Here is a 22,628-nt window from a genome sequence, read left to right as displayed (position 1 = left end):
CGAGACCTCCAAGCAGGCATGGACTATCGCCGTGCTGCCAGCCAATGAGAAGCAGCCGCGACGCTTCGTCAAGTCTTGCCCTTCTTCGTCAAGACTTGCCCTTCGCTACATGGTCCCGGCAAACCGGCTTCGCCCGTCCCGATCCGACGACACCCATCACCACGCGCACGTCACCGAGGCCGATCACGACGGCTTCGCGCCTCGGTTGCAACTGATGCGGCCAGCGGAAACGCTCCTCCACCGACAATGACCAGGTGTGTTCCAGCGGGTTCGGCACCGCATGCAGTGGATGATAGAAATTGAACGTGTAGGTCAGAAGGCTCAGCGTATGCGCCGGACCCAATCTGAAGATGAAGTAGCAGACGAGCACCGCGAGGTAATAGACCGGGAAGATGCGCAGCGCCCGGCGCATATAGAAGTCCTTGAAAGGAGATGCGGCCGGTCTTGGCCCGTTCGCGTAGCAGCAAACGCGTGATTGGGTAAACACCACCACGCCAATCCCCCGGAAGCCGTCGAACGCCGGAAATTTCTCCAGCCGCTTGGCGACGCCTGCATTCTCCGACATTGCGATCTCCCCGTTTGAACCGGGGATAGCAACGGCGCGAATAACGAGGGTGAAGGCGATTTACAGGCCTACCACCTCAGRCGAAATGTTCGGGCTTAACGTGAATGTCCGTTTGCGCGGGAGTATTAGGGTCGACGCCGCCGCGTTTACCACAATCAGGACAATCTTCACTGCGAATCCAGCGCCGCTTACGGTCCGTTAAGCATCAGGGGACAGGCTGGGAACGATCAAAATTGACTCAACTTGTATCAGCAAGTGTGAGGGCAACAGATGACCAGGGTTCAGTATCTCAGAGAACAAGCGATCCGTGCCGAACGGTTGGCAAAGACCATTATGGATGCCGTCACCGTCACGCGACTTGTCGAAGCATCGCACGCATACCGCCAGGAAGCCGATCGCCTTGAGCAACACGAGGCGAGCGATCAGGCGACAACGATGCGGATGCCTCACTAGGGCGTGAACCCATAAACTTGGAGCGGACGGCGGACGTCCGCTTAAGTGCCGATAACGGACTCAGGTCGGACATCGCCTCAGGTCCGAAAGTGCCACAAGCGGAAGTCAACTCATCGAGATGTGCTCGGAAAGGTATCGATGCCGGCCGGCTCTCTCCGGTCGTCCTAGTCAGGCAACCCGAGCTTTCGGAGGTTTTCTGCCATACGGTTCAGAACAGCAGGCGAAAACACCATTGCCTGTTTGAATTTTGAAATCGTCAGATCGGGGTAAGTAAGCATCAACTCCTCGAATGCTTGTTTAGCTTCGCCGACCCGGCCGGCTCCCGACAGGACCGACGCCAAATTGCGATAAATCCAACTAGCGTTTGGCCGTTCTTCGAGGGCGCGCCTATAGAACGCGGCAGCCTTGTCGTATTCTTGCGCTACTTCATGCGCAGAGGCTATTCCTACATAGTTGTTGAAATTCATTGGATCAATCGGGCTCAGGCGCAGAGCGCGCTCGAAATTGTCAATCGCCTTCTGAGGCTGATCGGCATAGTTCTCTAGCCATCCGAGCCTACTCCAGGCCCATGCAGCGTTGGGGTCGAGGCTGACGGCTCGCTCAAGCAGTATACGCGCGGTTCCATGGTTGCGTACAAATGTGTGCACTGCGCCGAGTACCGCCAGAATGATAGGGTCATCGCCACTCATCTCTGCTGCCCGCTCGGCGAGCGATCGCGCCATTGCCTGGCTTCCAACGATGTCGTCCGCCCAGTTATAGACCGAGCGCTGGGCGTGGCACCAACCAGCAAGCGACAAAGCTAGGGGATATTCGGGATCAATCGCGAGCGCCTTTTCGAGGAGTTCAATCGCTTTAGCGCTTTCTTCCTTCTCCAACGCCCAGACATGAGGCATCGCTCTCATAGTATAGTCATAGCTGCTCAGGTCTTGCGGCCGTTTGCGTCGCGACCGCTCAATCTCGGCAATGCGGATGGAGGGCTGTAGAGCGCCTGCCACCTGCTCCGTTATTCGGTCTTCGAGGTCAAAGAACTCGTCGACTGCGCCGTCAAAGCGTGAGCTCCAAACGTGTGCCCCTCCCTCGGTTTCGATTAGCTGAACGATAATGCGGAGGCGATTGCCGACTTTCTGCACGCTACCCTCAAGCAAATAAGCAACGCCCAACTCCTTACCAACGTTGCGCGCATTTATCGCGCGGCCCTTATAGGTGAACGCTGAGCTACGGGCGATGACGAAAAAAGAGCGAATGCACGAAAGAGCTGCGGTAATTGCCTCGACGATACCATCAGCAAGGTAATCCTGCCCCGCCTCCGCGGACATGTTGTCGAACGGCAGGACGACGATGGACGGTTTGTCAGGTAGCGCTAGATCTCGAACTTGTTTCGCAGACGAATTTGACGGGATCGCAGGAGCGCTCTCGCGGGCAAGCCGTATGAGCCATACGCGCATTGGCTCGGCAATATTCTTTAAAGTCTGCTCGCCGATGTCGTCGAAGGCGACGTCGAGCTTGCCGCGAATTTGCCTGTGTGCATCATCGGAGATGCAGATGCCGCCTGGCTCGGCAATTCCCTCAAGACGGGCTGCGATGTTGACACCATCCCCGAAAATATCGTTGTCGTCGATGATGATGTCCCCAACGTGTATGCCGATGCGAAATTCAATCCTGAGTTCCGGCGGAACGGCGGCGTTTTGTTGAGCCATCTCTTGTTGGATTTCCACCGAACAGCGCGCTGCATCGACAGCACTGGCGAATTCGACCAGCATGCCATCGCCAGTGGTCTTGACGATGCGACCGCAGTGCGTGGCGATCCTGGGATCGACAAGCGTCTTTCGAAACGTCTTTAGCTCCGCAAGCGTGCGCTCCTCGGCATGACCCATCAACCGGCTATAGCCGGCGACATCCGCCGCCAGCACAGCCGCCAGTCGCCGTTCCACGCGCTCGCCGGGCAAAAAACGCTCCCTGGCTCGGTGAAAAACTATCTGCCTCTACCAAAGCATAGGCGGTGGCTGTTCCGCTAGGTACAATGTTCAAAACAGGTCCATTTGCCGCGCTACGATCAATCAGGACGGGCGGTGAAGTCGGGTACGCCCTGAAAGCTAACTCTTGCGCGCCCAATGATTGTCCCCAATAACCGAGGGCAGCTTCGACGCAATGCATGGCAATTGGAGCCGTCGCAAACAACGCAATGTCGGGAAATGCATCATGGGACGGAAATATCAAAGTATCGTCGAAACGATCGGTAATACGCCGGTAGTGCGGATCAATCGTCTGGCGCCGGAAGGCGTGAATCTCTTCGTAAAAATTGAAGCCTTCAACCCGCTTAGTTCAGTGAAGGACCGATTGGCTCTCGGAGTAATCGAGGCGGCCGAAAAATCCGGAGAGCTCAAGCCTGGTCAGACGGTCATAGAGGCGACAAGTGGAAATACGGGCATTGGTCTTGCCATGGTCTGCGCCGCCAAGGGATACCCGCTTGTGATCACCATGGCAGAGCCATTTAGCGTCGAGCGGCGTAAGCTCATGCGGTTCCTTGGAGCGAAGGTCATCGTAACTCCCGCGGCTGAGCGCGCCGTAGGCATGATCAACAAGACCATCGAGCTCGCCAGGGCGCATGGCTGGTACATGACTAGGCAGTTTGAGAATGAAGCCAATCCCGATATTCATTCGCGTACGACAGCGCGTGAGATACTCGACGATTTCTCCGGAGAACGGTTGGATTATTGGATCACGGGCTATGGAACGGGCGGAACGTTAAAGGGCGTCGCGCGGGTGCTCGCAGAGGAGCGTCCCGAAACGAAGATAGTGGTTTGCGAGCCAGAGGATGCGCAGTTGTTGGCCAGTGGCACCCCGCAGTCGCGAAACTCAGATGGAACTCCGGCCGCTCCGCATCCGACATTCAAGCCCCATCCGATGCAAGGCTGGACGCCGGATTTCATCCCAAAACTCACCGACGATGCCGTCGCAATGAAGGTCATCGATCGCATCTTAGCGATCTCCGGTCCGGATGCCATTCGCTGCAGCAAGGACCTTGCTACCAAAGAGGGCATCTTTGTGGGTATTACCTCAGGCGCAACCTTTGCGGGCGCGCTCAAGGTTGCAGCCGAGGCAGAGAAAGGGGCAAATATTCTCTGCATGCTTCCCGATACCGGCGAGCGCTATTTGAGCACCCCCCTTTTCGCTGATGTGTCGGCAGACATGAACGAGGAAGAGCTTGAGATCTCACGCTCTACGCCGAACGGACAGCTCAAGCCTGGCTCTTGATTTGCAAAGATCGAATAAAAAAACATCCGACGTTATGAGGCCCGGACCGGAACGCGATGCTCTGCGCGCAATCAGTTCGCCCGACAGACGTCTCGTTGCGCTTTGAAAGCAGCAATGAATAACTCGAGGCCGGCCGAGGTTAATCCGCTTTCGGTGATCAGACCGAGCCGCATGAGGTTGACTGTTTCTATCGGACCATCACCATAGGCTGATCCGCCGCCGAACAGCTTGTTCATAATTCGCTGTTCGCGGCGCGTTAGCTCGTTCCAGAGGATCAAATCATTCATCCCAAATGCCTCGCGAGAATCATTGCGTGACGTTGCGAGATTGGCCGATCGCTCGGAGGCGAAATCGTGGCGATTCAGTTGTCGCCATTGAAAGTAGATTCGACGCCAGCGACTTCGAAGCAGGACATGCAAAACGCGTGCAGCGGACACCTTGTTGATCACTGGTGATGGCCGTGGCCGACGATGCTCAGCCAAGGCCACCACGCAATAGCGGCAGTCGATCAACTTTCGCTTTCACAGCGAACGCGACGGTTTGCGAGAGTACTACCAGTTATTTCGCGGCGTCGCGGGTGACGTCCCTGTGCTCGCCGCGCTCCTGCGACCGCGCGCGCCGGTGCCCAGGAGATCGAAACAGCCCATGTCTGGTGTGGGTCATTCGGGTCGATTTTGACATGTCCGGATATGTCCGCTTACGGGGTAATCTCGCAAGTACGGTCTTCCGTTTTTTGCCGATTGAAGGCATCGGCTTAGACGTGATTCAGGCGTCCAAACCGAAGCATCGATGCGGTATCACGGACTTCGAATGGGCAGCCATTGTTCACATCGCACGAACATGGCCGAGTGCCAGGCCGATGGCGCGCGCCGCTTCCATCACGTGAACAGCGTATTCCTTGATCTGCTTTCGCTTGACCCGGATGTCCGGGCCAGACATGCCGATGGCTCCGACGAGTTCACCGGAGCGTCCAACGATGGCGCAAGCGCAGGCGGCTATACCTTCCCGCCATTCGCCATGCAGCACTGACGAGTAACCTTGTGCCCGTGCCGCATGGATGTCTTCGCGCAACTCCTCGATGGTCGTTCGCGTCGTATCCGTATAACGCCTGAGATGCGGGCGAAAGTTCTCCAGATATTCGTCCGGCATTTGCGCGAGCATCGCCTTCCCGGTTGCCATGGTGAATGCGGGCGCACGCATGCCAACGCTGGTATGCGCGCGGATATGATGCGCGCTTTCAATCTTGTCCACATAGACAACGTCGGTACCCTCGAGCACCGACAGATGAACGGTCTCTCCGGTGACTTCGGCCAGCGCCGTCATCGCCGGGCGTGCGATACGGATGAGATCCATGCGCTGAATGACGTGGTTGCCAAGCACCCATAGCTTGGTTGTGAGCTCGTAGGTGCTGTGCGGCGGAATCTGGCGAACGAAGCCCTGCGATTGCAGCGTCGCCAGTAGTCGATGCACATTGCTCTTGGTGAACTTCAGCTCATTGGCGAGATCGGTGACCCCGCGCGGCTGCTCGCTCATCGCGAGCGCCTCGAGGAGCCTCAGTCCCTTGATAAATGCCTTATCCATCCAAGCAGCCGATATGAGGTAGTTCTCTATTGCGAACAGACCGGCGGCGCTGGGCCGCCGCCGGTCTCATTGTTGTATGGCGCGATTTACTGGGCAAGCAGTGCGTTCAGCTTTTCCTGCGCATATTCTTCATTGGTCGAATTGCCCGCGGGCGATGGCGCGCCCCAGAAGTCCGGGCTCCATTCGATCGCTTTGGAGACGTTCTCTGGATTGTTCGCCCAATAGCGCGCGACGTTCTTGTCCGTCGCAGCATCGAACACGACCTTCGAAGGAAGCGCGACCGGGAACGTGGAGGTCAGCTGGGCGGCGCGCTTGGGGTCGAGACGCCAGGACAGCAGCTTGAGCGCGTTGTCATAGTTCGGCGCGCCCTTCGGAATCGAGAAGAAGTCGTAATAGACGAAGCCCTGATTGAAGGTGAGATCAATCGGAGCGCCTTCCAGCGCCAGTTTGCTCATCGACCCCGTATAGGCTTGGCACATGTCGGCTTCACCATCGAGGATCAGCTGCGGCGGCTGCGCGGCGGTGGTCCACCATTTGACGATGTGCGGCTTGATCTCCTTGATCTTCTTGAGCGCACGCTCCATGTCGATCGGATAAAGCTTGCTCTTGTCGACACCGTCGGCCATCAGCGCGGCCTCGAAGGTGAAGCGCGGCCACGCTGGCATGCAACGGCGCCCCGGAAACTTCTTCACGTCCCAGAAGTCGGCCCAGTTCTGCGGTGCCTTATCGCCCTTAAACTTGTCCTTGTTGTAGACGAGGCCGACGCCGATCACCTGCAGCGCGACGCCCTTCTTGCGCTTCAGATAGTCCGGCATCGCCGCCAGGGTCTTCTGCGCGGATTCCGACAGCTTGGAATAGTCGATGTCAGCCAGGCAGCAGTCGCCGAGCAGCTTGGTTTCCTGATCGAAGATGAAGGTCAGATCCCACTGCGCCTTGCCAGCTTCGGCCTGCGCCTTGATGCGCGGACCGCTGCGCGCTTCCTGCACGGTGACGACCTTGATGCCGGTTTCCTTCTCGAACGGATCGTACATCACCTTGCGCAGCGCATCGCCATAGCCGCCGCCCGGATCCTGCATGATGACGACGTTGGTCTGGGCAACGGCCAGACCCGTACCCATGGCGATGAACGCCGCCGAAGCCAAGGCCGGCAGCCTGAAACGTTTCATTCCCAGCATAGTGTGTTTCCTCCTGTTTGATCGTTTGTCATCAGGTCGCTTTTTGCGACGTTGCGAGCACCGGCCGCGCGAGGAACAGTCCTCCCACGACCAGCAGCACTTCGAGCGTGGACACGACAGCCAGTACCGGATTGAGCCGGTAATTGATGTCGCCCCATAGCATCAACGGAAGCGTCTTCAGCTGCGCGCTCGACAGGAACAGGGTCAGCACCAATTCGTCGAACGAATGCAGGAACGCAAAGAAGGTCGCAGCCGCAAGGCCCGGCGCAATCGCCGGCAACGTCACCAGCCGCAGCACCGTGAGTGACGACGCGCCATGGACCGAGGCGGCCTGTTCGAGCCGCGATTCCACGCCCTGCAGCGCAGCAGACAGGATCACCACCACGATCGGCAAACCGCCGATGGCATGGGCCGCCGCAAGGCCGAACACCGAGCCGACCAGATCGAACTTCAAGAACAGCGTGTAGAGCGACAAGCCGAGCACGACCGGCGGCACGATGATCGGGCTGACCAGCAGTAGCATGATCGCGGATTTGCCGCGCACATTACCCCTGACGATGCCGAGCGCCGCGCATGTACCGAGACCGACCGCAATGAAGGCCGAGACTGCCGCGATCAGCGCGGATGTCCAGAACGCGCGCATCCAGTTGGTGTCGGAGAAGAACTGCTCATACCAGCGCAGCGAGAAGCCCGGTGGCGGGAAGGTCAGATAGCTGGCGCTGCTGAACGAGATGATCATGACCACGATGATGGGCAGGATCAGCAGCGCGACCACCACGCCACCCATCAGCCGGACCGTCCATGTGCCGCAACTGGCCGGCAGCATGCCGAACAGCCGGAGCAGCGGCCAGCCGATGGCGTCAGCGAATGCGCTGCCGAAGCTGCGACGTGCGGTGGCGGACGCCGCCGCTGACGCGGCCTTCCCTGCTGTCGTCTCGGTGAGCTTGCGGCCGCCCCAGATGAATTCCAGGCCAAGGAAACGTCCGGCGATAGCGACCACCAGCAGCGTGATCAACAACAGCACGACGCCCAGCGCCTGCAGGAAGCCTTCCGACGTCACCGAGTCCGCCTGCTGCGTGATATGCATGGCGAACATCTGGTCGCCCGGGCCACCGAGCAGCGTCGGCGTGATGAAGAAGCCGATCGCGGCCACGAAAACCAGCAGGAAGCCGGCGCCGATGCCGGGCAGCGTCAGCGGCAGCAGAACCCGCCAGAACACGGCGATAGGCCCGGCACCGCTGGCCARCGCCGCGCGCGTCAGGCCGGGATCGAGCCGCGACACGCTTGAATAGATAGTCAGCACCATCAGCGGCAGCAGCACCGCCGTCATGCCCATTAACACGGTGCCCCGGTGAAACAAGAGCTGAACCGGCTCGCTCAGGATACCGATCGACACCAGGAACTTGTTGACCGGGCCGTTGCGGCCGAGCAGCACCATCCAGGCATAGGTGCGGATCAGGATCGCGATGAAGTATGGCAGCACGATCGCGGTGGCGATCAGCGCGCGGGTGATGCCGCGGGTGCGATGGATCAGCAATGCGGTGGGATAGCCGAACAACAGGCACAGGAATGCGACCGTGACCGAGATCTGCATGGTCCGGACCAGCGATTCCCAATATAGCGGCACCGCAAAGACGCGCTGGAAATAGGTCAGCCAGCTTGGCCCGCTGATGCTGATGCGAATGAGATCAATCAGCGGCAGCAGATATATGAACGACAGGAAAGCGACCGCGGGCAACAGCAGCAGCGCGGGGTTCTTGAGCTTCATGGCCAGGCTAGAGCTCGCCTGATGCCTCGGCTCATCGGACAGCGAGATCGTCGTCATGTCAGCACCCAGCAGTCTTCCGGACCCCAGCTCACATGCAGGCGATCGCCGACATCGGGCAGCCGCCGCCTTGCGGTATCGGTACAGCGGATCAGCAGGGTGTCGCCGCCGTCCATCTGCGCCTCGATGCGCAGGATCTCGCCGAGGAAGATCGCCGATATCACGGCCACCGGCGTCGAATTCGCCACAGGCTCATTGGCAATCGCGATGCGCTCGGGCCGCACCAGCACGGTGACACGACCGACATCGATGGCGTCGCGGCTCTCGGCATCGAACACATAGCCGGCGCGGTTCTTCAGCGTCACTGTGGTGCCGCGCTTCTGCATGATCTCGGCTTCGATCAGATTGCTCTCGCCGACAAACGACGCCACAAAACGATTGGACGGGTGACGATAGATCTCGAGCGGGCGGCCGATCTGCACGATCCTGCCGGCATCCAGCACCGCAATGCGATCGCTCATGGTAAGCGCTTCGCCCTGATCATGCGTCACGAACAGGATCGTGCTGCCGATCGTCTGATGCAGATCGCGTATCTCGATCTGGATCGATTCGCGCAGCCGACGGTCGAGCGCGCTGAGCGGCTCGTCCATCAGCACGACCTTCGGCCGCATCACAATGGCGCGCGCAATCGCGACGCGTTGCTGCTGTCCGCCGGACATTTCCGACGGCGATTTGTTCGCATGATCCGACAGGCGCATGATTTCCAGCGTCTCGGCGACGCGCCGCTCGGTGGTGGCGCGATCAACGCCGGCCATGCGCAGCGGGAACGCGACATTCTGTGTCACCGTCATGTTGGGAAACAGCGCATAGCTCTGGAACACCATGCCGAATCCGCGTTTATGCGTGGGCACGTTGTGCACCGGCCTGCCGTCCACGAGAATCTCGCCGCCGTCGAGGCTCTGGAAACCGGCCAGCAGGTTCAGCAATGTGGTCTTGCCGCTGCCGGACGGGCCGAGCAGCGTGATGAATTCGCCGGGTTCGATATCGAGATTGATACGATTGACGGCATGGAACTGGCCGTACCGTTTCTCGGCATCGCGAACTGCGATGCGCGAACCGATGACCTGACGCTCGCTTGCGCCGCCCGACTGCGACGCCGGAACACCCGCGCCGGAATGTCCCACGCGCAGCGCCAATGGCTCAGCCATCATCAACCTCCCTGGTCGTTCTATATTATGAGACGTTATTCCAATTATTGTTGGCGTGACGCATCGTCTTGTCAAGTGAATGCGCGATGCGACGACGCGTCGGTCATCATCGACTTACCGACGGGTTTGCATTTTCCCCTATTGGCAAAGCGCTTCGCGACACAAACGGATTGACAGCCGCGGCGCGGCGCGACTAACTTTATTTAGAACTATGTTCTACAATATAGAACAATAAAATCGGGAGGCGAATTGTGGTAAGCGATCTTCGCGCGTTGGCGAAGTATGTGGAGCCGGGAGTCCGGCTGGCGCTGCCGGTGGATTATGCCGGCGTCTCGATGGCGATGACGCGCCCGATCATTGAACGCAACACACGCAATCTCGATCTCGTCTGCGTGCCGACCGGTGGCCTTCAGGTGGACCAACTCGTCGGCGCCGGTCTGGTTCGGTCGGTCGAGACCAGCGCCGTATCGCTCGGCGAAGCCGGCGGCGCGCCGCGCTTCAACGCAGCCGTCAAGGACGGCGCGATCGCATTGAAGGACGCCACCTGCCCCGCTATCCATGCCGGCCTGATGGCCGCGCAGAAAGGCAGCCCATTCATGCCGATGCGCGGGCTGATCGGCAGCGACCTGCTGCACCACCGCAGCGACTGGCGCGTCATCGACAATCCGCTGGCGGATGGCGGCGATCCCATCGTGCTCATCCCCGCGATCAAGCCCGACATCACGATCTTCCACGCACCGATGGCCGACCGATTCGGCAATGTGTGGATTGGGCGACGCCGCGAACTCGCCGCGATGGCCTATGCATCGGCCACCACGCTTGTCACTGTCGAGCGCATCGTTGACGAAAGCCTGCTCGCCAGCGAAATGAGCGCAGCGGGCGTGCTGCCGGCGCTCTATGTCACCGAAGTCGCCGTCGCGCCGAAGGGCGCTTGGCCCTACGGCCTGTGGGGCGAGTATCCGACCGACACGGCCGAGATCCTGCGCTATGCGCGCGCCGCGCGCAGCGCCGAGGGTTTTGCCGACTACATGACGAACGCACAGATGGAACCCGCATGATGAGCGAGGTTCACCCGCGCGAAATCCTGATCTGCACCATCGCCAAACTGCTCGACGGCGTCCGGCATGTCGCTGTCGGTGCATCCTCACCGATCCCCGCGGCCGGCGCCATGCTGCTGCGAGCGCTAAAGCAGCAGGCCGGCGAGAAAGGCCCGCGCATCTCGATCCTCGGATCGGTGGAGCACAATTTCTTCACCAACGGCTCGGCCGAACTGTTCGATTGCGCTGGCCAGGGCCGCATCGATGCCTTCTTCCTCGGAGGCGGCCAGATCGACGGCCGCGGCAATGTCAATCTGGTGGGCACCGGCGACTATCCGCAGACGCCAGTGCGATGGCCCGGCTCGTTCGGATCGGCCTATCTTTATTACGTCGTGCCGCGCGTGATCTTGTTTCGCGAGGAGCACACGCCGCGCGCTCTGGTCGAGAAGGTGGATTTCATCAGCACGCCCGGGGTCAGCGACGATGGCGTTTACCGCAGTGGCGGCCCGATCGCGCTGTTGACCAGCAAGGCGCTGTTCCGCTTCGACAAGACGCGTGCGGGCTTCGACCTGCAGAGCATCCATCCCCGACACGACCTCGCAGGTATCAAGGACGCCACCGGCTTCCAGTTCACCCATGAAAGCCAGCCGGAACAGACCGCGCTGCCGGATCCGCAGACGCTGGCTTTGCTGCGCGGGCGTGTTTACGACGAGGTTGCCGAAACCTATCCGGACTTCGCCGCGCAGATGCGGCGCGAGATCGAACGGCCGCTGTCCCATGCATCCTGACAGGACCGGCGAGCAACGACACGGAGACGATGCGTGAGTGAGATCAAGCGGATCCCGCATTGCAGTCACTGGGGCGCCTATACGATCCTCGTGCAGGACGAACAGATCGTGGGCATCGAGCCGTTCGCCCATGATCCCGCCCCCTCGCCGATCATCCATTCGGTGCCGGAATGGGCCAATCCTGAACGCCGCGTTCTGCGTCCGATGGTGCGCTCCGGCTGGCTCGACAAGCGCGAGCACAGCGATCGGCGCAAGCGCGGCGCGGAGAAGTTCGTGCCCGTCAGCTGGGATGAGGCGACCACGCTGGTGGCCGACGAAATCTGTCGCGTCTCCAACACCCACGGCAATGCGTCGATCTTCGCGGGCTCCTATGGCTGGACCAATTCGGGCCGCCTGCATCATGCGTCGTCTTTGCTCAAGCGCATGCTCAATCTGGTCGGCGGCTTCACCCGGCATGTGGATACGTATTCCATTGCTGCAGGCCCGGTGATCCTGCGCCATACGCTGGGAAGCTCGGATGCTTGCGACGGCCAGGCCAATACGCTCGACACCATAGCCGCACACACCGACACGCTGGTGGTGTTCGGCGCGCTATCGCCGCGCACTGCGCAGACCGAGGCCGGTGGCATCGGCACCCACCGCCTCGAATCCTATCTCAGGAAAATCGCCGAGCGCGGCATCCGCATCGTTCACGTCTCGCCGCTGAAGGACGATATGCCGGATTGGGTCGATGCCGAATGGTGGCCGATCCGCCCGAACACTGACACCGCGCTGATGCTGGGCCTCGCCGGCGAGATCGTGAAGGCAGGCCGGCACGCCCGGGATTTCCTTGATCGCTGCACCAGCGGCGCCGAGCAACTGCTCGGCTATCTCGACGGCTCGTCGGATGGCATCCGCAAGGATGCAGCCTGGGCCGCGGAGATCTGCGGGCTCGATGCCGATGGCATCCGCCAGCTGGCGCGACGCCTCGTCGATACCCGCAGCATGCTCACCGTGAGCTGGAGCCTGCAGCGCGCGCATCATGGCGAGCAGCCGTTCTGGGCCGCGCTCGGCCTCGCCTCCATCGTCGGCCAGATCGGGCTGCCGGGCGGCGGTGTCGGCTACGGCTATGCCTCGCTGGGCGGCGTCGGCTCGCCCTTCAATCTCGGCAAGTCACCGGCCATCTCGCAATTGACGCGCGCGATCGACAGTTTCATCCCTGTGGCGCGCATCAGCGACATGCTGCTCAATCCCGGCGCGACCTTCACCTATGAGGGCGAGACGCGAATCTATCCGGACACAAGGCTGGTCTACTGGGCCGGCGGCAATCCCTATCATCACCATCAGGATCTCAACCGGCTGTCCGAAGCCTGGACGCGACCCGAGACCATCATCGTCCAGGATCCGATGTTCACAGCGACGGCACAGCGCGCCGATATCGTGCTACCGGCGACCACATCGATCGAACGCAACGACCTTGCCGGCAACAGGCGCTCCGACTTCATCATCGCGATGAAGCAGGCCATCAAGCCGGTCGGAGACTCGCTGCCCGACTTCGAGATTTTCGACCGCATTGCCGGCAAGCTCGGCGTTGCCGACCGCTTCAACGAAGGCCGCGACGAAATGGGCTGGGTTCGTCATCTCTACGAGGCGAGCCGGCAGGACGCTTCCGAGCGGCTCGGCTTCGACATGCCCGACTTCGAAACATTCTGGCACGACGGCTATGCGCGCTGCCCGGTGCGCGCCGACCACACTTTCCTCGCCGATTTCCGCATCGATCCCGAGGCGCATGCGCTCAAGACCGAAAGCGGCAAGATTGTGCTCGGCAGCAAGACCCTTGCCCGGCTCGGTTATGCCGATTGTCCGTCGCATCCGGCCTGGGTTGAGCCGGCGGAATGGCTCGGCAGCGGCAGCGATGCGTCCGACTTGCACATGATCTCGCATCAACCGGCCGGCCGGCTGCACAGCCAGATCGAAACCGGCGTCGCCAGCGTGGCCAACAAGCGCAACGGCCGCGAACAGGCACGGCTGCATCCCGACGACGCCGCGGCGCGCGGCATCAGCGACGGACAGACCATCCGCATCTGGAATGCACGCGGCGCCTGTCTTGCCACTGCTGACGTCACCGACAGCGTGCGCTCCGGCGTGCTGGTGCTGCCGACCGGCGCCTGGTTCACCCCGCGCGCCGAGACTGGTCTTGAAGTCGCCGGCAATCCGAACGTGCTGACGCTCGACATCGGCACCTCGCAATTCGGGCAGGGCTGCTCGGCGCATACATGCCTGGTCCGCGCCGAACCCCATATTGCAGATCAACGCGACGCTTTTGAAGAATACCAGGACAGACTGGTTGCACTCGCGACCGCCTGAGAGGAAACAGAAACCATGACCACCTCAGCCATCAGCCGCTTCCCCGTCCCCGAAATCTCCAGCCTGCCGGAGGACATCCGCACGCGCATCCTCGCGGTGCAGGAAAAGTCCGGCTTCGTGCCCAACGTGTTCCTGACGCTGGCGCACCGGCCCGACGAATTCCGCGCCTTCTTCGCCTATCATGATGCGCTGATGGACAAGCCAGGCCCAATCACCAAGGCCGAGCGCGAGATGATCGTGGTGGCCACCAGCAATGCCAACCAGTGCCAGTATTGCGTGGTGGCGCATGGCGCCATCCTGCGCATCCGCGCCAAGAACCCGCTGATTGCCGACCAGATCGCGGTGAACTATCGCAAGGCCGACATCACGCCGCGGCAGCGCGCGATGCTCGATTTCGCCATGAAGGTCTCGATGCAGGCTTACGAGGTCGGCGATGCCGATATCGAGGCGCTGAAGCGCCACGACTTCACGGAGGACGACGTCTGGGATATCGCTGCCATCGCCGCCTTCTTCGGCATGTCGAACCGGTTGGCGAATGTCACCAGCATGCGGCCGAACGACGAATTCTTCGCCATGGGGCGCTGACCCGCCTCGCACCGATATAACGATCGCCCGCAGCGGCCGGTAAGAGCCGCAGCGACGACTTTCGAGGAAACAGGCCATGACGCATCCAAGCGCTGCAGACGTCGCAACCCGACAGGCCATCATCGATGCCTGCCACGAAATGTCGGCTGCCGGTATCAATCAGGGCACGTCCGGCAATATCAGCGTCCGCACCGGGGACGGCATCCTGCTGACGCCGTCCGGTGTTCCCTATGACAGCATGCGGCCGGAAGACATCGTCGCGATGAAATGGGATGGCTCGTGGACGGCGCCGGCTGGCCGCGTGCCCTCGACGGAATGGCGTTTCCACCTCGACATACTCAAGGCCAAGCCCGAAACGAATGCCGTCGTGCACGCGCATCCGATCTTCTGCACGATCATCGCGATCATGAACCGCAGCATTCCCGCAATCCACTACATGATCGCGGCGGCCGGCGGCAACGACATCCCCTGCGCGCCCTATGCGCAATATGGCACCGCGGAACTGTCGCAAGCGGCACTGGAGGCGCTGCGCCATCGCCGCGCCTGCCTGCTCGCCCATCACGGGCTGATCGCCATCGGCCCCAATCTGCGCAAGGCGATGTGGCTTGCAGTGGAGGTCGAGGTGCTCGCCAAGCAGTATCACGGCTGCTTGCAACTCGGCACGCCGCCGCTGCTGCCGGATGCCGAGATCGACAGCATCCTGAAGCGATGGGGACAATACGGCCTGCGCGACAGCGACGGCACGCCGAAAACCTCGACCTAACAAACCAGCACCAACAATTGCGAGACTTGCCACATGGCCCATCCCCACGACGTCAGCGTCTGCGGCACCTACATCCTGGACATCCTCGGCGTCCCCGTCACTGAAATCCCGGCCGGCGGCGGCCGCGCGCTGATCGATGAGATCCGGCTCACGGTCGCCGGCACCGCGGGTGGCACCGTGGTGCCCTGCGCGCGCCTCGGGCTGAAGGCGCTCGCCGTCGGTGCGGTCGGCGCCGACGAGAAGGCCGACTGGGTGCTGAATGCGATGGAGCGCGAGGGCATCGATATTTCGGTGATGGAGCGGATGGCCGGCGTGCCGACCTCCGCCACCATCCTGCCGATCCGTCCGGATGGCTCGCGCCCGGTGCTACATGCGCGCGGCGCCTCCGCGCGCTGGAAGATTTCGCCCGAAGCGCAGAAAGCCGCCTGCCGCAGCAAGGTGCTGCATCTTGGCGGCGTCGGCTCGCTGCTGGCGATGGACGGCGAGCCGACGGTGGCGCTGCTGCGCGATGCCAAGGCGGCCGGCTGCATCACCACCGTCGATCTCATCCAGGCACGCGGCGAGACGCTGGCACTGGTCGAACCGCTGATGCCCTATACGGACTTCTTCATGCCGAGCATCGACGAGACCCACGCACTGGTCGGCACCGACGATCCCGCGGCCTGCGCGCAGTATTTCATCGGCAAGGGCGCCGGTGCCTGCGCGATCTCGCTCGGCGAACACGGCTCTTTCATCATGACGCGCGACGGGCGGCAGTTCACGGTACCGGCCTTCGAGGTGACGGTGCGCGACACCTCCGGCTGCGGCGATTCCTATACCGGCGGCTTCATCGCCGGCCTGGTCCGCGACTGGGACCTGCTGGACTGCGCAAAACTGGCGACAGCCACGGCCGCCATCGTGGCGACGGGGCTCGGTTCCGGCGCCAATCTCGTGTCCTTCGAGGAGACGGTCAAGGCGATGAACACGCTGCCCGTCCGCGGCGCACGCGCCTAATCCATCCATCGACAGCTTTCATAGAAGCAGGAACATCACATGACCAGACATGCCATCGTCACCGGCGCCAGCCGCGGAATCGGACGTGCCATCGCCCTTGGCCTCGCCAAGCGCGGCTACAATCTCGCTCTGACGGACATCGCGTCGCAGGAGAGCACGCTGCTGGAGACCGTCACGGATGTGAAGAAGCTCGGCGGCAAGTGCATTCCGGTGCTGGCAGATGTCAGCAAGCTCGAGGATTGCCAGCGCTCGGTTGCGGAAGCGGTCGCGGGTCTCGGCCATGTCGATGTTCTCGTCAACAATGCCGGCATCCTGCGTCTCGCGACCATCGAAGAAACCACGCCCGAACACTGGGACCAGACCTTCGCCGTGAACGTCCGCGGCGTGTTCCAGATGACCCAGGCGATGGTCGTCCACATGAAGGAGCGCAAATACGGGCGCATCATCAACATCGCCTCGCTGGCCGCGCGCACCGGCGGCCCCGGCCAGTCGCATTATGCCGCGTCGAAATCCGCTGTGGTGGGCTTCACGCGGGTCTCGTCGATGGAATTCGGCGGCCATGGCGTCACGGTGAATGCCGTATGCCCCGGCATCATCCTCACCGAGATGGGCCGCAACAACCTGCGCGATCCGGAGCGGGTCACCTATTTCGAGAAGATCACCGACCTGCATCGGCTCGGCGAGCCGGAAGACGTCGTCGGCCCCGTCGCATTCTTCGCCTCCGACGATTCCGCCTTCGTGACGGGCCAGGCACTCAACGTGGATGGCGGTATCTTCTACAGCTAATCGACCTCAATCCGAGATCGACGCCCGGCAACGAACGCACGACCCTGCCGGACTTCGCGGACGTGCGTATCCGTGACCGCGCAATGATACGGCGGCCCCTGCTCCATACTCACGAACGATAGCGCAGCGCTTCGACCAGACGCATGAAGGCGGCAGTCGGAGGCCGAAGCGATCCTGGACGCGCCCATCTGGACGTTAGGCTTGGGATTTTGGCGCGGTCAGAATGAGGTTACGCCTAGGCCGGCAGCTTTTTTTGCCCCGCGCTGCAACCAACGGGGTTCACGGATGTTGCAGCATTTGCTGGGTGGCCGTCCATAGGAGCGCATCCATGTGTGATTACAGCCTGCACGCGGTCGCTAACCGTCCCGCAGAGGTGGCGGATAGGTTGGTATCGACAAGATTTCCTTCGACGACAACTAAAGGGTTCGCAAGCTTCGACGATCCAAACGTTGCGGTCTGCCTTCGCCCTGGCACCGAGATCGCTTTTGAAGAAAACGTCCGAGTCGACGGATGGGTGTTTCGCCGCAACGTGAACGATCGGCTAGCCCGTTTCCGCCAAATTGAGTTGGGCCAGTATCACAATCACCACGACGCGCTGGAATTCTCAAATGGCAGGATTGTCCTCGTCACAGACCTGAGGCCCGGGCAGAAGGCAATCGTGCTACAATTACCGGTCAGTCAGGCAATCCAAAAAACCAAGACCACTGCGCCCGCCGCGACGCCGCGGGTCGCCCGGAGCACTCCCTGACGAGCCGTATCGCCAGTAGGCAGAAGAGACCCGCCGGCGCAGCTCGGCGGGTTTTCATTTCGTTGGTAGGGCCTTCGACGCCTGGCGGCATATCGCCGAACCGCAGACCGCCAGAACCCGCTCGATACCCTCGGGCGTTTTTTCTCTGGCTCCCTTGAACCTTTCAGCCACGTCCATCGTACCAATTTGAACTGGGGATTTGAGGGCCCAGTGTTGAGCCAACGTCGCCGGGGCGATCATACTCCGCCCAGGGCGGCGTTGCGCGTGCGGTCTCCACCCGCCCTCGCCCGCGGGCTTTTGCGGGCGCACGCCATCGGGTAGAGTGGCGAGATGACGAATACAAAAGCATGGCAGTCCAAGCTGCTCGACGAACCCAGGATCGGCTTTGTTGAAGAGCACGGTTCGCGCGCGGCCAATGCCGAGCGCGCCATGGTCGCCGAGCGCCGGCACAAACCGACGGCATCCCCTCGGACGACTCCGAAACACGATCCTCTAGCGAAGATCCTAAACGAACCGCGCGTGGGCTTTGAGACTATCCATCGATCCGCCCCCAGGTCGCCAAAATGAAAGAGCCGCCCACTGAGGCTGCCTTACTGCTTGGGAAGCCTAAAACCAGATCGGTGCCGAAAATGAAAATACAGGCCGGCGCCTATTCCCAACACCCAGCATATCGTTGCGATGCCATGGATCATGTACTTCACCACAGGATGATCGTTGGGTATTCCGAACTGACTGACGCCCAGCACGAGCGCTAGACACAAGATTACCGTCGCCAGAATCCCGGCCGCCGACCCCGCGCAAAACCACAAAAAGAGCTTCATCTGCAGATAGTGGCCCGTCTGCCCCTAACGTTTCTTAAATTCGGCCACCGCGGTTTTCAAACCGGGCCGCTGAGGTCGCAAACCGGCCAGGACGAATAGTCTAGAGCTTCGCCTGGACCGTCCAGAATGATGCATCCTTATCGGACAGGTCATTGTGGATGGTGCTGTCGCTCGGGGCGTGTGGACGCAGCCGCCAGGCCTCCGAATTGATCTCCAATTCGAGCTCGCTGTGCGAAGCTGAGATCACCTTACCTGACACCCGACTTTTGTTTGGGTATTCGAGCGCAAGCGTTTCTCCCGGCGCCACCGATTTGGCGACGACAGAAATCACGGTACCGGTTTTGATATCTTTTCCGTTGATGAAGGCGCTGAGCATCGACAAACTCCCATTTGCTGCTTGGTGATTGGACTTGAATGCAAAGCGCGCCGCACGACGGCACCAGAATGCTGTTTCTCCACATGTAGGAACGTGCACGCATCCCGGCGGTTCCACCTGGCCACTTCCCGCAGAGGGCTCGGGACCAATAGAAAAATTCGGTCCGCGGTTTGGCTCGGGTTCGCAAAGACCTCCGGAAAGACCGCTGCAGCGCGCGGAGGAGGCTCAACGGGTTTTCGACGTTTCTTCGTGGCTTGGCCGTCAGGCTGATGGATGGCTCAGCGAAAGACCAAAAGCAGGTGACCCGTCAGAATGACAGACGACGTCCGGTCGGAATGACTGACCACCGAAATTCTAACAATCTGATTTGTTGAGATTTTTTGGTGGGCGCACTAGGGCTCGAACCTAGGACCCGGTGATTAAGAGTCACCTGCTCTACCAACTGAGCTATGCGCCCGGATCCAGATCCGGATATCCCCGTGGGGACGGCGTCGTTTAGCAAAGCGATCCGGGGATGTCCAGCGACGCTGTCACAAAAATTGCACCGTTTTTCGCAATCGCAAAAATGCGAAAAAGCCGCTGGATTTCAGCGGCTTCTTCGTTGTTGCGACCGTGGAAAACTGCTCCGGATCAGAGCCGCTCGGCGCCCGGCGCGGGGTTGCGCTCGAATCTGTCGCCGGGACCGCGATCGTCGTCATCGCCGAAACGCGGGCGATCGAAGCCGGGAGGGCCGAATCCCTCGCCTTCGAAGCTGCCGCGCTCATAGCCCGGCCGCGGGCCGCGATGACGCCAGCCGCCCTCCCCGCCGCCAAAGCGACGGTCCATATGGGTCAGCACCGCCAGTCGGCGCTTCTGGCCGTCGTCGAGGGTCTTGTAGAGCGGGTCGGCGGCATCGGCGATTTTCTTCAGCGCGGCGGCCGTGGTGGCCATGTCGCCGGCGCGCTGCTGTAGGCGGGCGACCGGATTGTCCGGCGTGTCGGCCCGCTTCGCGTCGTCGTCGCGGTTCTTGCGCTCTTCCATGCGCGCATTGGCGCGGTCGATGCGCAGCTTGGCGAAATCGCGCACCGCGCTCTCCACCGCCGGCCACATCTTCTCCTGATCCGGCGTCAGCTTGAGCCCGGCCTTCACGGCAGCGATGCGCGCATCGGCGAACGCAGCGCGGTCTTCCGGATTCATCCGGACGTGATGATGCATCCATGGACGGTGCTGGGCATAGACCGCGGTAGAACCGGCGATCACGGCAACAGCGGCACCAGCGAGCAAGATCTTCTTCATGGCAACCTCCTTTGGAAAGTTACCCGAAGATGATCCTGCGATGCCGGACCTTCAACTTACGCTTTGGCCATATGTTTTCCGGATGTGTTCGATTTCTGAATATGTATTCACGATGGAACACACTTCAGAATTCTTTTGTCACAGCATCCCGAGCAATCGCGGCAGCCACAGCGAGAGTTCCGGAATGTAGGTGATGAGGCCGAGGAAGATCAGCAGCGTGATCAGCCACGGCAGCACGGCAATGGAGAGTTCGGTGATCCCCATCTTCGCGATACCGGAGGCGACGTAGAGATTGAGTCCCACCGGCGGATGACACATGCCGATTTCCATATTGACCACGATGATGATGCCGAAGTGCACCGGATGAATGCCGAGCTTGACTGCGATCGGATAAAGGATCGGCGCCATGATCAGAACGATCGAGGACGGCTCCATCACATTGCCCGCGAGCAGCAGCAGCAGGTTCACCACCAGCAGGAAGGTGATCCAGTTGATTCCGCTGTTCGTGATCCAGTTCGACATCGCCTGCGGGATCTGCTCGCTGGTCATCAGGAACGAGAACAGCACCGCGTTGGTAACGATGTAGAGGATCATCGCGCTCATGCTGGCCGAGATCAGAAGAACCTTGGGCACGTCCTTCCACTTCATGTCCTTGTAGATGAACATCTCGATCAGGAAGGCGTAGACGGCGCTCATGGCGGCGGCTTCCGTCGGCGTGAACCAGCCGAGATAGATGCCTCCCAGCACGATAACGATCAGCGAAATGCCCCAAGCTGATTCCCGAAAGGCGTGCCAGCTCTCGGCCCAGGTTGCCTTGGGTATGCGCGGATAGTTGTTCTTCCACGCGCGATACCAGGTGGTGGCGGAGAGCATGATGGCAAGGATCACACCCGGTACCATTCCGGCCATGAACAATTGTCCGACCGAGGCGGAAGAGACCTTCTCGCCGGCGGGGCCGAAGTAAACCGCGCCGCTGGTCGATACGGCGTAGATCACCATGATGATTGAGGGCGGAATCAGGTTGCCGAGCGCACCGCCGGTAACGATGACGCCAGCAGCAAAGCGCTTCGGGTAACCGACCGACAGCATGGCCGGCAGCATGATCGAGCCGATCGCCACCACAGTCGCCGGCGACGACCCCGACACCGCTGAAAACAGCGCAGCGGCCATCGTGGCTGCAATGCCCAGTCCGCCGGCCCAATGGCCGATCATTGTTCGTGCGAATTCGATCATTCGCCGCGCGACGCCGCCATGCGTGAGGAAGTTTCCGGCGAGGATGAAGAACGGGATCGCCATGATCTCGAACTTCTCGATGCCGGTAAACAGCTTCAGCGCGACGGATTCGATCGGCACGTTGGTCATGAAAAACAGGAACGTCAGCACCGTGAGACCGAGCGCGATCGAGATCGGCATGCCCGTCAGCATCAGCACAACGAGTAGTCCGAAAATAATGGCAGCGATCATCGGATGATCCTCGCGGCGCTGGCGGCGGCGGCTTCGGGATCGATCCCCTCCACGTCGGTCTCGTCATGATGTGGGAGTTCGCCGGTGCGCCAGAACTTGCGAGCAACCTGCAGGAAGCGGAAGCACATCAGATAGGAGCCGAGCGGAACACAGAGATAGATGATCCAGCTTGGCAGTTCGAGATCGGGCGTCACCTGATCGGTGTACATCAGCCCGTAGACGAATTTCGCGCCCATGCTGCCGACCACAAATGTGAAGAGCGCGCCGCAGAGCAGACCGAACATCACCACCGTCTTGCGCCAGGGCGGGTCGAGTTGGTTCACCAACACATCGACGCCGACATGGATGCCGGTCCGCACGCCGTAGGCGGCGCCGAACTTCGCCATCCACACGAACATCAAGATGCACAGCTCCTGCGCCCACGACAGGTGGATCGGAAACAAAAACGGATAGAAGAACGGGATGCCGACGAGGTAGCGATGTGCCACTGCAATGAAAATGATCACGGTCGCGGCCGCGATCAATGTCATGATCAGCAGTTCCTCAAGCCGATCGAGGATGCGAAGAAACATTTAGTCCCCCAGTGCGGGTCAACCGGCAATTGATCTGATCGCGGCGTGACCTTGCGCTAACCCCATTCCGCA

The 22,628-nt window shown here is 61.1% G+C and carries 22 protein-coding genes and 1 tRNA gene; 11 read left to right on the top strand and 12 right to left on the bottom strand.

Features of this window, described 5'->3' with window-relative positions:
* Positions 1 to 88: 88 nt before the first annotated feature.
* Positions 89 to 565 (bottom strand): hypothetical protein, encoded by a 477-nt coding sequence (locus AC1DUY_RS12020; RefSeq protein WP_478114461.1) that lies wholly within the window; start codon positions 563 to 565, stop codon positions 89 to 91.
* A 270-nt stretch (positions 566 to 835) separates the two neighbouring features.
* On the opposite strand from AC1DUY_RS12020, the gene AC1DUY_RS12015 reads away from it, so the two are divergent.
* On the top strand, positions 836 to 1,018 hold the full coding sequence (locus tag AC1DUY_RS12015; protein ID WP_309946426.1) for a hypothetical protein: 183 nt from the start codon (positions 836 to 838) through the stop codon (positions 1,016 to 1,018).
* Between the two features lie 164 nt (positions 1,019 to 1,182).
* On the opposite strand, the gene AC1DUY_RS12010 is transcribed toward AC1DUY_RS12015, so the two are convergent.
* Positions 1,183 to 2,964 carry an adenylate/guanylate cyclase domain-containing protein gene (locus tag AC1DUY_RS12010; protein ID WP_231077522.1) on the bottom strand — a complete coding sequence of 594 codons (1,782 nt, stop codon included), beginning with the start codon at positions 2,962 to 2,964 and terminating at the stop codon, positions 1,183 to 1,185.
* Positions 2,965 to 3,217: 253 nt separating this feature from the next.
* Here AC1DUY_RS12010 and cysK point away from each other — a divergent pair, with 253 nt between their 5' ends.
* Positions 3,218 to 4,273 carry a cysteine synthase A gene (gene cysK, locus AC1DUY_RS12005; protein WP_175366775.1) on the top strand — a complete coding sequence of 352 codons (1,056 nt, stop codon included), beginning with the start codon at positions 3,218 to 3,220 and terminating at the stop codon, positions 4,271 to 4,273.
* 71 nt (positions 4,274 to 4,344) lie between these two features.
* On the opposite strand, the gene AC1DUY_RS12000 is transcribed toward cysK, so the two are convergent.
* From AC1DUY_RS12000 to AC1DUY_RS11980, 5 genes are all read right to left on the bottom strand, one after another.
* The gene (locus AC1DUY_RS12000) at positions 4,345 to 4,785 is read right to left on the bottom strand and encodes a hypothetical protein (RefSeq protein WP_441229125.1); all 441 of its coding nucleotides are present in this window, start codon (positions 4,783 to 4,785) and stop codon (positions 4,345 to 4,347) included.
* Between the two features lie 313 nt (positions 4,786 to 5,098).
* Positions 5,099 to 5,854, bottom strand: a complete 756-nt coding sequence (locus AC1DUY_RS11995; protein ID WP_441229124.1) for an IclR family transcriptional regulator — start codon at positions 5,852 to 5,854, stop codon at positions 5,099 to 5,101.
* Positions 5,855 to 5,940: 86 nt separating this feature from the next.
* Positions 5,941 to 7,029: an extracellular solute-binding protein gene (locus tag AC1DUY_RS11990; protein ID WP_478114457.1), complete on the bottom strand. Its 1,089-nt coding sequence runs from the start codon at positions 7,027 to 7,029 to the stop codon at positions 5,941 to 5,943.
* A 31-nt stretch (positions 7,030 to 7,060) separates the two neighbouring features.
* Positions 7,061 to 8,854 carry an ABC transporter permease subunit gene (locus tag AC1DUY_RS11985; protein ID WP_478114455.1) on the bottom strand — a complete coding sequence of 598 codons (1,794 nt, stop codon included), beginning with the start codon at positions 8,852 to 8,854 and terminating at the stop codon, positions 7,061 to 7,063.
* On the bottom strand, positions 8,851 to 10,002 hold the full coding sequence (locus AC1DUY_RS11980; RefSeq protein WP_478114453.1) for an ABC transporter ATP-binding protein: 1,152 nt from the start codon (positions 10,000 to 10,002) through the stop codon (positions 8,851 to 8,853). The genes AC1DUY_RS11985 and AC1DUY_RS11980 overlap by 4 nt, the downstream gene beginning before the upstream one ends.
* A 251-nt stretch (positions 10,003 to 10,253) precedes the next feature.
* Here AC1DUY_RS11980 and AC1DUY_RS11975 point away from each other — a divergent pair, with 251 nt between their 5' ends.
* The 9 genes from AC1DUY_RS11975 (at position 10,254) to AC1DUY_RS11935 (ending at position 18,615) form a co-directional block, all read left to right on the top strand.
* Complete coding sequence (locus AC1DUY_RS11975) at positions 10,254 to 11,060, top strand: CoA transferase subunit A (RefSeq protein WP_478114451.1); 807 nt, start codon at positions 10,254 to 10,256, stop codon at positions 11,058 to 11,060.
* Positions 11,060 to 11,827 carry a CoA-transferase gene (locus tag AC1DUY_RS11970; RefSeq protein WP_478114449.1) on the top strand — a complete coding sequence of 256 codons (768 nt, stop codon included), beginning with the start codon at positions 11,060 to 11,062 and terminating at the stop codon, positions 11,825 to 11,827. The genes AC1DUY_RS11975 and AC1DUY_RS11970 overlap by 1 nt, the downstream gene beginning before the upstream one ends.
* A gap of 33 nt (positions 11,828 to 11,860) precedes the next feature.
* A complete protein-coding gene (locus tag AC1DUY_RS11965) occupies positions 11,861 to 14,173 on the top strand; it encodes a molybdopterin-dependent oxidoreductase (protein ID WP_478114447.1) in 2,313 nt (770 codons plus the stop codon).
* Between the two features lie 15 nt (positions 14,174 to 14,188).
* A complete protein-coding gene (locus AC1DUY_RS11960; RefSeq protein ID WP_093760256.1) occupies positions 14,189 to 14,758 on the top strand; it encodes a peroxidase-related enzyme in 570 nt (189 codons plus the stop codon).
* A 76-nt stretch (positions 14,759 to 14,834) separates the two neighbouring features.
* The gene (locus AC1DUY_RS11955; protein ID WP_320447563.1) at positions 14,835 to 15,521 is read left to right on the top strand and encodes an L-fuculose-phosphate aldolase; all 687 of its coding nucleotides are present in this window, start codon (positions 14,835 to 14,837) and stop codon (positions 15,519 to 15,521) included.
* A gap of 33 nt (positions 15,522 to 15,554) precedes the next feature.
* Complete coding sequence (locus tag AC1DUY_RS11950; RefSeq protein WP_439063392.1) at positions 15,555 to 16,514, top strand: sugar kinase; 960 nt, start codon at positions 15,555 to 15,557, stop codon at positions 16,512 to 16,514.
* Between the two features lie 39 nt (positions 16,515 to 16,553).
* Positions 16,554 to 17,300, top strand: a complete 747-nt coding sequence (locus AC1DUY_RS11945) for an SDR family NAD(P)-dependent oxidoreductase (RefSeq protein WP_478114444.1) — start codon at positions 16,554 to 16,556, stop codon at positions 17,298 to 17,300.
* A gap of 328 nt (positions 17,301 to 17,628) precedes the next feature.
* Positions 17,629 to 18,048 (top strand): hypothetical protein, encoded by a 420-nt coding sequence (locus AC1DUY_RS11940; RefSeq protein WP_478114442.1) that lies wholly within the window; start codon positions 17,629 to 17,631, stop codon positions 18,046 to 18,048.
* A gap of 330 nt (positions 18,049 to 18,378) precedes the next feature.
* Positions 18,379 to 18,615, top strand: a complete 237-nt coding sequence (locus AC1DUY_RS11935; RefSeq protein ID WP_231077535.1) for a hypothetical protein — start codon at positions 18,379 to 18,381, stop codon at positions 18,613 to 18,615.
* Between the two features lie 354 nt (positions 18,616 to 18,969).
* Here AC1DUY_RS11935 and AC1DUY_RS11930 read toward each other — a convergent pair whose 3' ends face one another.
* The 5 genes from AC1DUY_RS11930 to AC1DUY_RS11910 all read right to left on the bottom strand — a co-directional run bounded on the left by AC1DUY_RS11930 (position 18,970) and on the right by AC1DUY_RS11910 (position 22,556).
* Positions 18,970 to 19,245, bottom strand: a complete 276-nt coding sequence (locus AC1DUY_RS11930) for a hypothetical protein (RefSeq protein ID WP_093760270.1) — start codon at positions 19,243 to 19,245, stop codon at positions 18,970 to 18,972.
* A 381-nt stretch (positions 19,246 to 19,626) separates the two neighbouring features.
* Positions 19,627 to 19,702, bottom strand: a tRNA-Lys gene (locus AC1DUY_RS11925).
* Positions 19,703 to 19,875: 173 nt separating this feature from the next.
* Positions 19,876 to 20,520, bottom strand: coding sequence for a Spy/CpxP family protein refolding chaperone (locus AC1DUY_RS11920; protein WP_478114440.1), 645 nt, complete (start codon positions 20,518 to 20,520; stop codon positions 19,876 to 19,878).
* A gap of 138 nt (positions 20,521 to 20,658) precedes the next feature.
* The gene (locus AC1DUY_RS11915; protein ID WP_068738414.1) at positions 20,659 to 21,984 is read right to left on the bottom strand and encodes a TRAP transporter large permease; all 1,326 of its coding nucleotides are present in this window, start codon (positions 21,982 to 21,984) and stop codon (positions 20,659 to 20,661) included.
* Positions 21,981 to 22,556: a TRAP transporter small permease gene (locus tag AC1DUY_RS11910; protein WP_068738416.1), complete on the bottom strand. Its 576-nt coding sequence runs from the start codon at positions 22,554 to 22,556 to the stop codon at positions 21,981 to 21,983. Before AC1DUY_RS11910 ends, AC1DUY_RS11915 begins: the two co-directional genes overlap by 4 nt.
* Between the last annotated feature and the right edge of the window lie 72 nt (positions 22,557 to 22,628).

The organism is Tardiphaga sp. P4_G1 (assembly GCF_056401215.1).
The sequence above is the reverse complement of the archived record's forward strand: the minus strand, read 5'-3'. Positions and strand labels throughout refer to the sequence as shown.

What these genes read in the sequence shown, in the direction of transcription:
- AC1DUY_RS11995 (WP_441229124.1), bottom strand. Translation starts at nt 5,854, where the DNA reads ATGGATAAGGCATTTATCAAGGGACTGAGGCTCCTCGAGGCGCTCGCG.
- AC1DUY_RS12020 (WP_478114461.1), bottom strand. Translation starts at nt 565, where the DNA reads ATGTCGGAGAATGCAGGCGTCGCCAAGCGGCTGGAGAAATTTCCGGCG.
- cysK (WP_175366775.1), top strand. Translation starts at nt 3,218, where the DNA reads ATGGGACGGAAATATCAAAGTATCGTCGAAACGATCGGTAATACGCCG.
- AC1DUY_RS11950 (WP_439063392.1), top strand. Translation starts at nt 15,555, where the DNA reads ATGGCCCATCCCCACGACGTCAGCGTCTGCGGCACCTACATCCTGGAC.
- AC1DUY_RS11970 (WP_478114449.1), top strand. Translation starts at nt 11,060, where the DNA reads ATGAGCGAGGTTCACCCGCGCGAAATCCTGATCTGCACCATCGCCAAA.
- AC1DUY_RS11935 (WP_231077535.1), top strand. Translation starts at nt 18,379, where the DNA reads ATGACGAATACAAAAGCATGGCAGTCCAAGCTGCTCGACGAACCCAGG.
- AC1DUY_RS11920 (WP_478114440.1), bottom strand. Translation starts at nt 20,520, where the DNA reads ATGAAGAAGATCTTGCTCGCTGGTGCCGCTGTTGCCGTGATCGCCGGT.
- AC1DUY_RS11940 (WP_478114442.1), top strand. Translation starts at nt 17,629, where the DNA reads ATGTGTGATTACAGCCTGCACGCGGTCGCTAACCGTCCCGCAGAGGTG.
- AC1DUY_RS11945 (WP_478114444.1), top strand. Translation starts at nt 16,554, where the DNA reads ATGACCAGACATGCCATCGTCACCGGCGCCAGCCGCGGAATCGGACGT.
- AC1DUY_RS11930 (WP_093760270.1), bottom strand. Translation starts at nt 19,245, where the DNA reads ATGCTCAGCGCCTTCATCAACGGAAAAGATATCAAAACCGGTACCGTG.
- AC1DUY_RS11955 (WP_320447563.1), top strand. Translation starts at nt 14,835, where the DNA reads ATGACGCATCCAAGCGCTGCAGACGTCGCAACCCGACAGGCCATCATC.
- AC1DUY_RS11980 (WP_478114453.1), bottom strand. Translation starts at nt 10,002, where the DNA reads ATGGCTGAGCCATTGGCGCTGCGCGTGGGACATTCCGGCGCGGGTGTT.
- AC1DUY_RS11960 (WP_093760256.1), top strand. Translation starts at nt 14,189, where the DNA reads ATGACCACCTCAGCCATCAGCCGCTTCCCCGTCCCCGAAATCTCCAGC.
- AC1DUY_RS11915 (WP_068738414.1), bottom strand. Translation starts at nt 21,984, where the DNA reads ATGATCGCTGCCATTATTTTCGGACTACTCGTTGTGCTGATGCTGACG.
- AC1DUY_RS12015 (WP_309946426.1), top strand. Translation starts at nt 836, where the DNA reads ATGACCAGGGTTCAGTATCTCAGAGAACAAGCGATCCGTGCCGAACGG.
- AC1DUY_RS11990 (WP_478114457.1), bottom strand. Translation starts at nt 7,029, where the DNA reads ATGCTGGGAATGAAACGTTTCAGGCTGCCGGCCTTGGCTTCGGCGGCG.
- AC1DUY_RS11910 (WP_068738416.1), bottom strand. Translation starts at nt 22,556, where the DNA reads ATGTTTCTTCGCATCCTCGATCGGCTTGAGGAACTGCTGATCATGACA.